13 protein-coding genes are annotated in these 14,836 nt (G+C 65.1%); 6 read left to right on the top strand and 7 right to left on the bottom strand.

Going from position 1 to position 14,836, the window contains the following annotated elements:
* The first annotated feature begins 137 nt into the window (after nt 1–137).
* A complete protein-coding gene (locus AC3A43_RS13470) occupies nt 138–1,271 on the top strand; it encodes a cell wall hydrolase (protein WP_487793066.1) in 1,134 nt (377 codons plus the stop codon).
* Between the two features lie 43 nt (nt 1,272–1,314).
* Nucleotides 1,315–1,701 carry a VOC family protein gene (locus AC3A43_RS13465; RefSeq protein ID WP_487793065.1) on the top strand — a complete coding sequence of 129 codons (387 nt, stop codon included), beginning with the start codon at nt 1,315–1,317 and terminating at the stop codon, nt 1,699–1,701.
* Between the two features lie 32 nt (nt 1,702–1,733).
* Here AC3A43_RS13465 and AC3A43_RS13460 read toward each other — a convergent pair whose 3' ends face one another.
* The 5 genes from AC3A43_RS13460 to AC3A43_RS13440 form a co-directional block, all read right to left on the bottom strand.
* Nucleotides 1,734–3,446 carry an ATP-binding protein gene (locus tag AC3A43_RS13460; RefSeq protein ID WP_487793064.1) on the bottom strand — a complete coding sequence of 571 codons (1,713 nt, stop codon included), beginning with the start codon at nt 3,444–3,446 and terminating at the stop codon, nt 1,734–1,736.
* A gap of 88 nt (nt 3,447–3,534) precedes the next feature.
* Entirely contained in the window at nt 3,535–4,305 is a 771-nt protein-coding gene (locus AC3A43_RS13455; protein WP_487793063.1) for a TIGR02186 family protein, read from the bottom strand.
* Entirely contained in the window at nt 4,302–5,210 is a 909-nt protein-coding gene (locus tag AC3A43_RS13450; protein WP_487793062.1) for a sulfite exporter TauE/SafE family protein, read from the bottom strand. The genes AC3A43_RS13455 and AC3A43_RS13450 overlap by 4 nt, the downstream gene beginning before the upstream one ends.
* 105 nt (nt 5,211–5,315) lie before the next feature.
* On the bottom strand, nt 5,316–6,452 hold the full coding sequence (locus AC3A43_RS13445) for a hypothetical protein (RefSeq protein WP_487793061.1): 1,137 nt from the start codon (nt 6,450–6,452) through the stop codon (nt 5,316–5,318).
* Nucleotides 6,449–7,873 carry a glycosyl transferase family protein gene (locus AC3A43_RS13440; RefSeq protein WP_487793060.1) on the bottom strand — a complete coding sequence of 475 codons (1,425 nt, stop codon included), beginning with the start codon at nt 7,871–7,873 and terminating at the stop codon, nt 6,449–6,451. The genes AC3A43_RS13445 and AC3A43_RS13440 overlap by 4 nt, the downstream gene beginning before the upstream one ends.
* A 138-nt stretch (nt 7,874–8,011) precedes the next feature.
* Here AC3A43_RS13440 and nhaA point away from each other — a divergent pair, with 138 nt between their 5' ends.
* Both nhaA and AC3A43_RS13430 read left to right on the top strand, forming a co-directional pair.
* The gene (gene nhaA / locus AC3A43_RS13435; protein WP_487793059.1) at nt 8,012–9,295 is read left to right on the top strand and encodes a Na+/H+ antiporter NhaA; all 1,284 of its coding nucleotides are present in this window, start codon (nt 8,012–8,014) and stop codon (nt 9,293–9,295) included.
* Nucleotides 9,295–10,638: a hypothetical protein gene (locus tag AC3A43_RS13430; protein ID WP_487793762.1), complete on the top strand. Its 1,344-nt coding sequence runs from the start codon at nt 9,295–9,297 to the stop codon at nt 10,636–10,638. Before nhaA ends, AC3A43_RS13430 begins: the two co-directional genes overlap by 1 nt.
* 4 nt (nt 10,639–10,642) lie before the next feature.
* Here the strand turns inward: AC3A43_RS13430 and AC3A43_RS13425 are convergent, their stop codons facing one another.
* A complete protein-coding gene (locus AC3A43_RS13425) occupies nt 10,643–11,653 on the bottom strand; it encodes a zinc-dependent alcohol dehydrogenase family protein (RefSeq protein WP_487793761.1) in 1,011 nt (336 codons plus the stop codon).
* Nucleotides 11,653–13,392 (bottom strand): N-acyl-D-amino-acid deacylase family protein, encoded by a 1,740-nt coding sequence (locus tag AC3A43_RS13420; protein ID WP_487793058.1) that lies wholly within the window; start codon nt 13,390–13,392, stop codon nt 11,653–11,655. Before AC3A43_RS13420 ends, AC3A43_RS13425 begins: the two co-directional genes overlap by 1 nt.
* Nucleotides 13,393–13,518: 126 nt before the next feature.
* Between AC3A43_RS13420 and AC3A43_RS13415 the strand changes: the two genes are divergently transcribed.
* A complete protein-coding gene (locus AC3A43_RS13415) occupies nt 13,519–14,268 on the top strand; it encodes a class I SAM-dependent methyltransferase (RefSeq protein WP_487793057.1) in 750 nt (249 codons plus the stop codon).
* 4 nt (nt 14,269–14,272) lie between these two features.
* Nucleotides 14,273–14,584 carry an alkylphosphonate utilization protein gene (locus tag AC3A43_RS13410; RefSeq protein ID WP_487793056.1) on the top strand — a complete coding sequence of 104 codons (312 nt, stop codon included), beginning with the start codon at nt 14,273–14,275 and terminating at the stop codon, nt 14,582–14,584.
* Nucleotides 14,585–14,836: the final 252 nt, after the last annotated feature.

Genomic DNA, 14,836 nt, shown 5'->3' with positions numbered 1-14,836 from the left:
GCCCGTCATGCGGTTTCGCACCCGCGGGAAACACCCGGATCGATAGCAACATTTTGTTGGCGTTTCCGCGTATAAGGCGGACTGGCCCCATTTGCGCGAATCGTGCGCGGCCGGCGCCATGGAATTTAGACACACGCATGAAGCCCGAATTGAACCTGACCGCCCGCTCGACGTGGCGCGACCCGGCGCCGGAAAAGCCGGCGGGGCCGGGCCGCGCCTTTTGGGCGGCGATCGCCGGGGTGATGGCCGTGGCGTGTCTTGCGTTCCTGCTGTCGAGCGGGCAGCTCCGCGCGCCCGCGGTCTTTGGACCGTACAGCGTCTCGATACCGCTGAACTTCCGCGCCTATGACCCCGAACGCTGGGCGATCATGAATGCCGACGATTATGCCGACGCGCTGAAGATCGACCCCAGCCTGCCCAATCCCGACAGCGTCGGTTATGGCGACGCCGCGGCACTGCCGCCCGCCGATCCCGCGCTGCTCCGCGACGAAGCCTTCGTCGGCCCGCCCGCCAAAAGCTATGTCTTTCGCGGGGTCACCGCGCTTGACCGCGAGCGCGCGCATTATTGCCTGACCGCAGCCATCTATTATGAAGCCGCCTCCGAAACCGACGACGGAATGCGCGGCGTCGCACAGACGGTGATCAACCGCGTCCGCCACCCGAGCTTTCCGAACACCGTGTGCGGAGTCGTCTTTCAAGGGTCGCAGCGCGCGGGCGTGTGCCAGTTCACCTTCAGCTGCGACGGCGCGATGGCGCGCGCCCCGAGCCGGCCGAACTGGCTGCGCGCCAGCCGCGTCGCGTCGGCAGCGCTGGGCGGCTATGTGTTCCCCAAGGTTGGACTTGCCACCCATTATCACACGCAGGCGATCTGGCCGCGCTGGGGCAAAAGCCTGGTGATGACCAACATCGTCGGTGCGCATATCTTTCACCGCTGGCGCGGCCGCTGGGGCATGCCCGACGCGTTCCGCGCGCCATACCTTGGCCGCGAACCTGTTCCCGGCCCCTATCTGCCGCTCGCGCAGCAACTCGCGATACTGAAGGGGCAGGGCATCGCCCCCGGCGCCGGCCCCGCGCCAATGCTCGGCGGTCCCGGCACGCCGCTGCCCGATGTCGCTGCGGCGCCGCTGCCCGCCGCCATGGCGCCGGCCGCGCCCATCATGTCGTCGCCCATCGCCGCCCCAACCCCGGCGCCGACCTACGCCGACCCGCGGCTCAACCAGTCGGGTCAGATCCGCGAAGAATTCCGCGGCAGCGGAGAGTGGAAACGCTGACCCAATCGAGCTAGCCTGCCTGCAACATGGCAGGGAGGCAGATATGGGACATGTCAAAGGCATCGGCGGGCTGTTTTTCCGGGCACGCAATCCCGACGCGCTCAACGCCTGGTACAAGGAACGGCTGGGTATCGGCGCCGGCTGCAACGCCGACGACACCGGCCCGATCGACGAATGGACGTGGAATGTCGCCGCGGGTCCGGTGGTGTTCGCGCCGTTCAAGGCCGACACCGAATATTTCTCCGCCGATCGCCAGTATATGATCAACCTGCGCGTCGATGACCTCGACGCCGTGCTGGCGCCATTTCATGCGGCGGGCGATGCGGTGATCACCAAGGACGAATGGAACGACCCGGCCATCGGCCGCTTCGCGCGTGTGCACGACCTCGAGGGCAATCCGATCGAATTGTGGGAACCGCCGAAAGGCTAAGCCTCCCCTCCCTGCAAGGGAGGGGAGAAATCTTATCGGCCCTGGCTGCGCCAGCGCTTGACCACGCGCTCGAGGATTTCGGCCTCGCCGCCAGTTTCGCGCCACAGTTTCGAAAACAGCGGATCGCTCGATGCCGGCCGCTTGTCTTCATCGAGCGTGTCGAGATAGACGCGGATCGGGATCGACACGCCTTCGCCGCAGACGATGCATTCGCGATTGCGCAGCGCCGGGATCGAATCGATGAAACCGCGCGCGCCTTCGGGCATCGCGGCCTTCACGAAATGCTGATCGCGTTCGTTGTTGAGGCGCATCGAGATGATCGTGCCGCACTGCGACAGCACGCCTTCGGCCAGATCGGACGGGCGCTGGGTGATAAGGCCCAGCGACACGCCGTACTTACGGCCTTCCTTTGCGATCCGCTCAAGGATCTTGCGCACCGCCTGACCCTGGCCGGTGTCCTTCGACGGGATGTAACGATGGGCTTCCTCGCAGACGAGCAGGATCGGACGCTGCGGTTCGCCGCGCGACCAGATCGCATAGTCGAAGGTCAGGCGCGACAGCACTGCGACGACGACGCCGGTGATATCCGAAGGCACCCCCGAGACGTCGATGATCGAGATTGGCCGGCCGTCCGACGGCAGACGGAAAATCTTGGCGAGAAAGCTGGTCATCGTATCGGCGACCAGCATACCCGAGAACATGAAATTATAGCGCGGATCGGCGCGCATTTCCTCGATCTTGCCTTTGATGCGCATGAATGGCGCGGTCGACGTCGCCTTGTCGAGGCGGCCCATCTCGTTCGTGAGGATGCCCAGCAGGTCGGAAAGCAGATAGGGGATCGGCGAATCGACGGTGATCTTGGTCATGCCTTCGGCAAGCCGGTTCTTCGTCCGCGCCTGGAGCAGGCAGCGCGAAAGCACGTCGCAATCGGCCTGCCGGTCGCGGCCTTCCGCGGTGACGAACACTTCGCAATGTTCTTCGAAATTCATCAGCCAATAGGGCATGGCGAGATTGTCGACGTCGAACAGCGCGCCGATGCCCTTGAACGCCGCCGAATATTCGCCGTGCGGATCGATCATCAGAATATGACCCTGCGGCGCGAGTTCGCAGATCTTGTGGAGGATCAGCGCCGCGCTCGTCGACTTGCCCGTACCGGTCGATCCGAGCAGCGCGAAATGCTTGCCCAGCATGGCATCGACATAGAGCGAGCCGCGAATATCCTTGGTCGGATAGACGGTGCCGATTTCGACATGCGCGCGCTCGTCGGCGGCGTAGATCTGCTTGAGGTCGGCGCTGGTCGCGGCGAAGACCTGGCTGCCCGGAATCGGATAGCGCGTGACGCCGCGGCGGAAATTGTGGATGCGGCCGGTGATTTTTTCCTCTTCGCCTTCGCCGAGAAAATCGATCGTCGCAAGGATCAGCCCTTCGCCGCGTTCGTGCAGTTGCTGGTCGCGGATGCTGGCGATCAGCCAGATGTTGCCGACGCGAACCTTGACCTGCGCGCCGACCTGTCCGGCCATGGCCACGGCGGCATCGCCCGACGTCGATAATTTGCCGATTGCGGCGGCGTCGAGCAGAATGCGCGAGGCCGAGCCCGAAATATCGATGACTTCGCCGATCATCAGATCGTCGCGATGATGATTGATCACCGGCGCCACCGAAGCGGCAACGCCGCCGCCCGCGAGCCGGACGTGCTGTGCCGCCGTCGAGTCTCCGGCGCTGAAGCCGCCACCCTGCATGTCCATGTATCCGCCCCGCCTATTTTGTGGTCCCGGCTTGGGCTATCGCAGACGAGGGTAAATAGGCCGTGAACTTAGGATCGAAACATAAGGCTTAACGGCGGCGGAAAATTGCCGACGCGCCATAGCCGAGCACCAGCGACAGGAACACCGCAGCCAGGCCGTAGAGAAAGCCATGCCTCTGCGCCGCGAGCGCCACGAAGCGTTCGAATCCGGCCTTGCGGATCTGGACGTCGCGCGATGCGACCGCGAGCACGCGACCGCGACTGATGAGATAGGTCTCGGCGCGGTAGGTGCCGACGGGAACGCGCGCCGGAACCGGAATCCGCGCGCGATAGAGGACCCCTTCGGTAATTTCGACCGCCGCCGGATTTTCATAGAACAGGCCGATGCGGCGATAGAGGTCGATCAACCCCGCTTCGAAGCGTTCGAGCTTCTTCGCCCCCGAAAACCCCGTCGGCGACATCGACAGATTGGCAAGGCCGAGTTCGAAAATCGCGGCGGTCCGTTCGTCGACCAGCTTGTCGATCGGGCGCGAGGAACCGATCGCGTAAAAGCCGGGCGATGTACGCAGGCGGATGCTGGAAGCGTTGACCCAGATACCTGCGACCCGCCGTTTTTCGCGCAGAACGATCGGCCGCATCGGGCCTTTGAGCACGACCACAATGTCGGCGCGTTCATCGGGAAGGCGCTGACCGGGATAGAGGATTGCGCCGAACAGCAGCAGTTCCTCGCCGGTAAAGCTGTACTGGATGTCGATCGCGCGGCTCGACACGTCGGGCACCAGCCGCGGATCGGCGGCGCGCGCCGCGGCGGGCATCAACAGCGCCGCGAGCCAAAGCAGCAGGGTGCCCGCGCGCGTCATTGCACCGTATAGATTTCGTCGGGGCGGATGAACAGGTCAACGCCCATGCGCAGCGCAACGAGCAGGACGATCGCCGCGAGCGCCATCCGCAGATATTCGGGCTTCACCTTTTGCGCGAAACGGGCGCCGAACTGCGCGCCGATGACGCTGCCGAGCAACAGCAGGCCCGCGAGCACGATATCGACCGCGCCGGTGGTCAGCGCGTGGACCATCGTCGTCGCCATCGTCACGAACAGGATCTGGAACAGCGACGTGCCGACGACGACCTGCGTTCCCATGCCGAGCAGGTAGAGCATCGCGGGAACCATGATGAAACCGCCACCGACGCCGAGCAGCATGGTCAGCACGCCCCCCGCCATGCCAAGCAGCAAGGGCGCGAGCGGCGAGATGTAGAGCCCCGAACGATAGAAGCGCCAGCGCATCGGCAGATTTGCGACCATCGGATGGTGGCGACGCTTGCGCGCGGGCGCCGGCAATCCGGCCTGCGCGGCACGGAAACTGCCCCACGCTTCGCGGCCCATGAAGGTGCCGACGGTCCCGAGCAGCGCGACATAAAGAATGTTGATCACGGTATCGATCTGCCCCCAGGCGGTGAGCAGTTCGAACAGGCCGGCCCCGATCAGCGAGCCGAGCAGGCCGCCCGCAACGAGCACGCCGCCCATGCGCAGATCGACACCATCGCGCTCGAGATGCGCCATCACCCCCGACACGCTCGCCCCCGTCACCTGCGTCGCCGCCGATGCCGCGGCGACCGTCGGCGGGATGCCATAGAAAATGAGCAAAGGCGTGGTCAGAAAGCCGCCGCCGACGCCGAACATGCCCGACAGGAAACCGACCCCGCCGCCGAGCAGGATGATAACCAGCGCATTGACCGAGAGATTGGCGACTGGGAGGTAAAGATCCATGGGCCCCGACGAACGTCCGCGGCGCCGGAACAGCGCCGATTCCAAGGACCCTAAACCATTTTTGCGGCACGGGGAATCTGCGCGGCGGCTAATTTATCGGAAATCTCAGAAGTCGCTCGCGAGGGTCAGCGCCAACCCGCTTTCGGGGCGCGCATCGCCTGCAACACGCTGGCGCCAATCAAGTGCGATCCGGCTGCCCTCCCCCACTTGCGGAAGGCGAAGCGTCAGCCGCGGCCCGACATCGATGCGCGCGGCGCCGGGCTGGACCGCGCCGGCGGCGAGCCCGCCAAGGCGCAGCGGCGACGTGTCGTCTGGGCCGACGCGGCGATCGACCACGACAGCACCGTCGGCGAAACCGTCGCGCCGATGCAAGCCGACGACGCCCGCCTGCGCATAGGCGTCGAGCCGAAAGCCGGCGGGCAATGCGACATCGGAAACGCCGCCGCTGGCCATCATAGCGAGCGCGGTGCGGCCCTCTTTTCCCGCCGCAAAGCGTTGTTCGATCGCGACGTCGAGCGGCAAATGCGCCAGCGGGGCAAAGGCGAGGCCGAAAGCGATCTCGCGCTGCTGCGGCCGCTGCACCGCAATCGTTGCGCGGCCATAGGCGCGCGCCCGGCCAGCGTCGCCAAAGCCATAGCCAAGGCGAAGCCCTGCCTGGCTGCCGCCAAGCTGACTGGCCGCACCGATGGCTTCGGGCGCGCGCGCCGAACCCTCGCGCATATAGAGCCAGCCGCCGAGCGACCAGCCCGACAGCTGCCGCCGGATCCAGAAGGGCTTGCCCTGCCCCGGCTCGGCGTGCGCGGCGGGTGCAAGCGGAAACCACAGCGCCCCGCCGGTCGCGGCGGCAGAGCGCGCGACACCGCCCGGCGGCGACGGCAACAGCCGTGCCATCAACGCGAGACGGAGGCTGTGGAGATCGGCGCCCAACGCGCCATATCCGGGCTCATCCGCCGCCTTGGCGGACGCGTCCGACAGGGGAGCCGCTGCCTCAGCGAAAGCGAGTGGTGAGCTTGTCCGCGCGCGCGTCGCGGAATCTTCCTGGCGGAGGAAACGGCTTGGAGGAGCCGCTTCACTCGCGACGAAGGGCGACGGCGCGGACCATGGCATAGCGTCGTGGGGCGGCAACGGCGGCGCGGGATTCCACGCCATCATGGCCCGTATAAGAACCCACCCGCCGACGCACAGGAGCAAGAATCGCAGTGCTGGCGCATCGCGGCGCGCATTGATGCGGCGCGCCATCATCGCGCCATCGTCCGCGCAAAGGCGTCCTCCGGAATGGCTTCGCTTTCGCCGTGGTCGGTCTTGTCCCACACCACCTGGCCCGACCGTAGCATGCGCCAATAGAGGAGAATCGCGCGCCGCGCGGCCAGCATGGCAATGATGTTTGCGACTATCGAACGCGGCAGCGCCATCGCCGCCTCACGCAGACCATACCAGCGCGCGGTGAAGTGGCCGCGCATCCCCATCCGCCAAAGGAGCAGCAAAAGGTTGAAGACGAGAAGCAGCCGCATCTCCTCGCCGATGAGCGCTGCATTCCAGCCCAGCAATAGTTGTCCGGCCCAACCCAGAGCGGTCAGGACCAGTCCGGCATAGGCGGCAAGGAGGACGAGTGCGGCGAGCGGCGCACGGCGGTCACGCCAAAGCATCCAGCGCGCAAGCCAGTTGCGGATCGCAGGAAGATCGGCGTCATCCCGCCGCGACCCGGGCCAGCCGAGATGATCCCATCCCGCCAGCGCAATCCCCGCAACCCAGCGCGCCTTCTGCCGCACCGCCGCTTCGACCTCGCCCGGAAAGGCGCCGCGCGACACCACCCAGTCGCCCGCCGGCCCCGCCGCCTCGATGAAGCGGGCGCCGAGGCCATAGGCGCCGATCACCATCCCGATCTCATAATCCTCGGTCAGGCTGTCGCAGCGGAACGGCTCGCCACCGCGTTCGATCGCCAGCAACGCGAGCGCGTTGCGCGTCAGGGCACAGCCGACCCCGGCGGAGGGAAGCGGCATGCCCAGGCGCGAGCGCACGGCGAGTTCCTTGCCATGCGCCTCAGCAAATTCGTCGCCATAATGGCCACCAACCCAGCGCTCCGCGCGCTTGATCAGTGGCACAACCGGGATCTGCACCATCGCATTTTCACCGAGATGACGGCGATAGAGCGCGAGTTCGCCCGGATGGACATGGTCCTCGGCATCATGGAGGACGATCGCGGCAAAACGCAGGCCTTCGGCGCGCTCATCCTCGCCCAGCGCCGACCACAGCCGGTTGAGATTGTCGCCCTTCGTCGTCGGCCCCTCACGGTCGCCGATGACCAGCCGCAGCCGCCGGTCGCGTGCGATCAGCGGGGAGACAGCAAAGAGCGTTGCAGCGTCATTGGAATAGCAGCCGACATAGAGGCGGAAATCCTCGTCTACCCAAGCCGCCAGCGTGCGGCGCAGCATTGCGGGAAGCGCCTTGGCCTCATCCCATGCGGGCACGAAGACCGCGAGACGTCCCTCTAGCGGGGGCGTGTCGGGGCCCGACGATGGTGCGTGACGGCGCGTTGCCAGCCACAAGGCGTCGAACAGCAGGTCATCGAGCCCGATCAGCAAGATTCCAACCGACGCGAACAGCATCAGTTCATGACTGGCACCCAGCACCAGCCATTCCAGCCATGCGGTCGACAGCTCCAATGCGCTAGCCTCGCCCCCACCGATGACCTAATGTCATCTGCACCGATAGTGCTAGTGAATGAGTCCAATTTGTAAAGACGGCCCCCGGCCTTGGGACAATCGTCAAATATCCTGACAAACTAAGGGAATAGCTTACTCATGAATCGCAGTTTTCCGCCCCGGTCCGCCTTGCGCGAGTTCCTTGCGAGCGAGAGCGCGGGCGGGATATTGCTGATTTTCGCAGCCATTTTGGCCATGATTATTGCCAATTCGTCGCTCGGGACGCTCTATCACGACATAATCCATGGCGTGACCGGTCCTGTGCTGACCGACAAGCTGGGGCCGATGACGGTCCATCTGTGGATCAACGACGGGCTGATGGCGATCTTCTTCCTGCTTGTCGGGCTGGAGATCAAGCGCGAATTCGTCGATGGGCGGCTCGCGAGCTGGGACCGGCGGCGGCTGCCCTTCATCGCCGCGGCGGCGGGCATGGCGGTTCCCGCCTTGCTTTACATGGCTTTCGCGGGCGGCGAACCGGGGCTGGCGCAGGGATGGGCGATCCCGGCGGCAACCGACATCGCCTTTGCGATGGGGGTGCTCGCCCTGCTCGGCAAACGCGCGCCGACCTCGCTCAAGCTGTTCCTCGTCACCGTCGCGATCGTCGACGATATGGGCGCGGTGGCGATCATCGCGCTTTTCTATACCGCAAAGATCAACCTTTTAGCGCTTGGGGCCGCCGCCGCGATCCTTGGCCTGATGTTCGCGATGGGGCGCCTGCGCGTGAAAAGCCTGCCGCTCTACCTCTTGATGTTCGCCTTCCTCTGGTACGCGATGCTGCTATCGGGCGTGCATGCGACGATCGCCGGTGTGCTCGCGGCGATGGCGATCCCGTTCGAGCGCACGCCGGGCGCCCCCGACAGCGAGCACTCTCCGCTGCACCGGCTCGAACATGGCCTCCACCCATGGGTCGCCTTCGCCATCGTGCCGCTGTTCGGCTTCGCCAACGCCGGGGTCGACGTCGGGGGACTTACCGCCGAGCAGATTTTCGCGCCGCTGCCGCTCGGCATCGCGGCGGGGCTGTTCCTCGGCAAGCAGGTCGGCATTTTCGGCAGCGTCTGGCTATCGGTCAAACTCGGCATCGCGGGCACGTTGCGCGGCGCGACATGGTTGCAGGTTTACGGCATCGCGATGCTGTGCGGCATCGGCTTCACGATGAGCCTGTTCATCGGCGGGCTTGCCTTTCCGGGCGACGCATTGCGGGTCGAAGAGGCCAAGATCGGCATCCTGATGGGATCGCTCGCCGCCGCGCTCGTCGGCTTTGCCGTGCTGCGTTTCGCGCCGCTCCATCCGCAGCATGCCGCGGTCGAAAGCGAGTCTGACGCAGAAATCGCGGCCGATGGCGACGTGCGTGACACCTCCGAAAACGGCGCTATGTCGGGGTGATGCGCAAACTTATCGCCCTGTCGCTGATCGCTGCCCTGTCCGGCTGCGCCACCAGCGAGATCAAAGCGCCCGCCAAGGCGGGCATCGCCACCATCGACGTTCGCCGCACCGCCGCGTCGACCAAAGCGCTGGACGAGATTGCAGCTGACTATCTGCATCTGACGCTCGAAATCGGGACGCACGAGCCGGGCTATATCGACGCTTATTATGGCCCGGTCGAGCTGCAAAAGGCGGCCGAGGCGGCACCGCGCGACAAAGCCGCGCTGCTCACGGCGGTGCGCGCGTTGATGGCGCAGATCGACCTCGCGGCGCGGCGCCTTCCCGATCCGCTCGAACGCCGCCGCTCGACCTTCCTCCGCGCGCAGCTCCGCGCCGCCGAAACGCGATTGCAAATGATGCAGGGCACGCGCTTCGCCTTCGCCGACGAAGCCGAGCGACTGTTCGGCGTCCGCCCGCGGCTGAAACCGCTGGCCAGTTACGACCCCGAACTCGCGAAGATCGACGCGCTCGTCCCCGGCGACGGCGCGCTGGCGGACCGCGTCGAAGCCTATCTCGATGCCTTCACCATCCCGAAGGAGCGGCTGCAAAAAACCTTCGACGCCGCGATCGCGCGCTGCCGCGGACGCAGCATGGCGCATATTCCGATGCCTGGGGGCGAGAGCTTCCGGCTCGAATTCGTCACAGGCAAAAGCTGGAGCGGCTATAATTATTATCAGGGCGGCTATCACAGCCTGATTCAGGTCAACACCGACCTGCCGATCCGCCTGTCGCGCGCGCTCGATCTCGGTTGCCACGAGGGGTATCCGGGGCACCATCTGCTCAACATGAAGCTCGAAGAGGGGCTGGTCAAACAGCGCGGCTGGGCCGAATTCAGCATCTATCCGCTGTACAGCCCGCAAAGTCTGATTGCCGAGGGCAGCGCCAATTACGGCATCGACCTTGCCTTCCCCGAAAGCAGCAAGGCCGACACCGAACGCGACATACTGATGCCGATCGCCGAGATCGCGGTGCCGTCCAACGACCGCTATTGGCAGCTGCTCGCGGCGATCAAGCGCGCATCGGGCGCGCGGCTGACGATCGCACAGCAATATCTCGACGGCGTCATCGACCGCCCGACGGCCGTCGCACTGACCCAGAAATATCTGCTCGTCTCGGCCCAGCGCGCCGAACAATCGATCAGCTTCACCGACCAGTATCGCAGCTATGTGATCAACTACGGCCTCGGCGAGACGATGGTGCGCGCCTATGTCGAGCGCGGCAAACCCAGCCGCGATGAGATGTGGCGGCGCATGGCGAAGATCGTCAGCGAACCGACTTTGCCCTCGGACCTGCTCGCACGCTAAGCCGCTAGATATCGACGATGATCTTGCCGAAATGCGCGTTCGCAGCCTGATGGCGAAACGCGTCGGCGAGATTTTCGAGCGGGAAATGCTGGTCGAGGATCGGCCGGATTCCATTCGCCTCGACCCCCGCGATCATCGCAAATTGCTGCGCGCGGCTGCCGACGGTCAGCCCCTGTACGCGAAGATTCTTGCTCATCAGAAGCGCGGTCTTCACCGGCCCGACGATTCCCGTGAGCACACCGATCAGCGCGACATGGCCACCCACGCGTGTCGCAACCATCGACTGATCGAGCGTGCCCGCGCCGCCGATCTCGACCACGGTATCGACGCCGCGCCCGCCGGTCAGCTCGAGCGTCTTTGCGCCCCACGCCGGCACGTCCTTGTAATTGATCAGTTCATCGGCGCCGAGCGCTTTCAAGCGTTCGAGTTTCGCGTCGGATGAGCTCGTCGCGATCACCCGCGCGCCCGCCGCCTTGGCGAACTGCAGCGCGAAGACCGACACCCCGCCGCTTCCCTGTACCAGCACCGTCGACCCTGGCTGGGTCACGCCATCGACGAACAACGCCCGCCACGCGGTGAGCCCCGCGCAGGTCAGCGTCGCCGCCTCTGCAGCAGAATAACCGTGTGGAGCGCGCGTGAACCAATGCTGCGGTACGACCACCGCCTCACGCGCATAGCCGTCGATTCCGTCGCCCGGTACACCCTTTGCCGCCGCAGCGGACGGTGCCGGGCCGTCGTCCCAGTCGGTGAAGAAGGTCGATACCACCAGGTCGCCGGTTTTGAACTGGGTCACGCCTTCGCCCACCGCCTCGACCGTTCCGGCGCCGTCAGACATCGGGATGCGTCCGTCGGCGGTGGGGATCATCCCTGCCACGACCGCGAAGTCGTGGAAGTTCAGCGAGGACGCCCTCAGACGCACGCGGATTTCACCCGGCCCCGGATCGCCGGGATCGGCCATGTCGGTCGGGGTCAGATTGTCGAGCGAGGCGGGCGAACGAAGCTGAACGCTGCGCATCACTCTGCGGCCATCGCCATCTCAACGCGCTGCGGGCCGCGGATCACGCCGCCGGGGGTCGGCCCCTGCATCGCGCCGTCCTTGAAGGTCACCACACCCGACTTCACCGTCGCGACATAACCGTCAGCCTTTTGTAGCAGGCGCTTGCCGCCCGCGGGCAGGTCGAAGGCGAGCCAGGGCTTGCCAAGCTTGATCGCGTCCATGTCGATGACGTTCAAATCGGCGAGATAGCCCGGCGCGAGCACGCCGCGATCTTCGAGGCCATAAAGCAACGCCGTGTCGCGGCACTGACGCTTCACGGCATGTTCGAGCGCGATGCGATGGCCTTTGCGGTCGCGTACCCAATGCTGGAGCATGAAGGTCGGCGAGGCGGCATCGCAGATCGTCCCGCAATGCGCGCCGCCGTCGGAGAGGCTGTTCACCGTGTCGTCGGCCGCTTGCAGATCCTCGAGGAAATTGAGGTTGCCGTCGCGGTAGTTGAGGATCGGGAAATAGATGAAGCCCTTGCCATCGTCCTTCATCAGCAACTCATAGGCATATTCGGCCGGCGAGACGCCCGCCGCCGCGGCGCGGCCCGCGATGCTTTCGTCCATCTTCGGCTCGTAATTGAAGTCGGGATCCATTTCAAAATGGACCGGCCAGCCCTCGGCGACGATCTTGAGGAAATCGAGGATGTCGCTTTCGGGCCAGACATTTTCTTCGGCGATCATCCGCGCCTTGAACGCGGGGTCCTTCAGCTTCGCGAGCTGCTGGTCCCACGGCAGGTCGATGATCTCGTTCCACGCGGGCTTGAAGCGGAACGGGTGGACGGTACCCTGCCACGCCATGATGATGCCGTTGCCGCGGAGCGCGATCTGCGCGACGATGTTCGCGCCGGTCGCATTCTGGCGACGCATTTCCGAAATCTGTTCCTCGAGCGGCAGTTCCTTGGCGATCGATTGCAGCGCGGCGAAGGTCACCGGAAGACCGGTTTCGCGGCTGAGGTCGCCCATCCACTGAAACTCGTTCCACTCGCGCTTCATGTCGCTCGCCATTTCGAACACGCCGTAACCGACGCGGCCCATTGCGCGGCCGATCGCGATCAGCTCCTCCGCAGTTGCGGTGGTGCCGGGGACGAGTTCGCCGTCGATCGATTTATGGAGGACGGTGCGGCTGGTCGAGAAGCCCAAGGCCCCCGCGCGCACGCCTTCCTCGACGATCCGCGACATCTCGGCGATGTCGGCATCGGTCGGGATCGCACCGGGTTTTTCGCGGTCCCCCAGCACATAGGCGCGCACCGCGCCGTGCGGGACGTGGCACGCGACATCAACGGTGCGCGGCAGCTTTTCGAGCGCATCCATATATTCGGGAAAGGTTTCCCAGTCCCACGACATGCCTTCGGCAAGCGCGGTGCCAGGGATATCCTCGACGCCTTCCATCAGCGAAATCAGCCATTCGTGGCGGTCGGGCTTGGCGGGAGCAAAACCGACGCCGCAATTGCCCATCACGACGGTGGTGACGCCGTGCCAGCTCGACGGCGCCATTTCGGCATCCCAGGTCGCCTGGCCGTCATAATGGGTGTGGACGTCGACGAAGCCGGGGGTGACGATCTTGCCGCTTGCGTCGATTTCTTCGCGCCCGGTGCCGAGATTTTCGCCCACCGCGACGATACGGTCGCCGTCAATCGCGACGTCCGCGACAAAGGGCGCTCCACCCGAACCATCGACGACAGTGCCGCCGCGAATCACCAGATCATGCATGTCCGCTCTCCCGATTTTTTAGTTTCACCAAGAAACCTATCATCAAAATCACGAGATGCAAATAAGTGCGCAGAGACGGCAACGAGGCGCTATGGTAGCGCGACAAAATCATCGGGAGTCGTTGCCATGATCCGCTCGCTTGCCCTCGCCCTTCTGCTCACCGTTTCGGCGACCCCGCTTGCCGCGAAGGAAGCTGCAACCCCCGATTACAAGGCTGCGCTCGCCGACCCGGCGCGGCCCGCCACCGATCGCGAACGCGATGCGTCGCGCAAGCCCGCCGAACTGCTCGCTTTCGCGCAGATCAAGCCGGGGCAAAAGGTCGGCGACTATGTGATGGGCGGCGGTTACGTCACCCGCCTGCTCGCCGCGGCCGTTGGCGCGACGGGCAAGGTCTATGGCTTCCAGCCCGCCGAATTCATCGCGTTCAAGAAACAATATGGCGACGATCAGGCCGCGGTCGACGCCGCCTATGTCAATGTCGATGCCGTCGCCGGGCCGTTCGCGGCGCCCGCCTTCCCCGAACCGCTCGATACGATCGTCACGGTACAGAATTTCCACGACCTGTACCTCAAGCCTTTCCCTGCCGGGACTGGCGACAAGGCGAGCGCGGCCTTGTTCGCGGCGCTGAGGCCCGGCGGCACGCTGGTCGTCATCGATCATAGCGCGGCGAAGGGCAGCGGCACCACCTTGTCCGACAGCCTTCACCGGATCGACAAGGACGCCGTCGTCGCAACACTGACCAGCGCGGGCTTCAAGTTTGAAGCGGAAAGCGACCTCTACAAGCACGCCGACGATCCGCACACCACCAATGTTTTCGACAAGGAAATCCGCGGCAAGACCGACCAGTTCGCCCTTCGCTTCCGCAAACCGGGATGATTTGATGACCAATGACGACGAAGATTATGTCTATGACGAGGCCAGCGGCGAATGGCTGTCTGCCGGCGATATCGCCGCGCGTGATGCCACCGCGTCGGCCGGTCCCGAAGTGCGCGATGCGGTCGGCAATCTGCTCGCCGACGGCGACTCGGTCGTACTGGTCAAGGACCTGACCGTCAAAGGCGCGGGGCAGACGCTGAAGGTCGGCACGGTGATCAAGTCGATCCGCCTGACCGGCGACGATCAGGAAATCGACTGCCGGCACGAAGGGATCAAGGGGCTGGTGTTGAGAGCGGAGTTTGTGCGAAAACGGTGAGAGCCGGATGATCCTCCCTGTAGCGAAGCCATTGGGGAGTTGGCAGCGCGAAGCGCTGACGAAGGGGCTTTTGGCGCAGGGCCGCAGCCCCTCCATCACTCGCTACGCGATCGGTCCCCCTCCCCGCAGCTTCGCGGCAGGGAGAATTTCATATCTACCCCAAACTTCCCTTCCGCGGCCCCATATATCCGAAGAGATAAGCTGCGACCTTTCGCATCTGTATTTCTTCGGCGCCCTCGGTGATGCGATATC

The sequence above is a fragment of the Sphingopyxis sp. Soil_C_28 genome, assembly GCF_057657055.1.
This window is presented reverse-complemented; position numbering and strand designations above follow the sequence as displayed.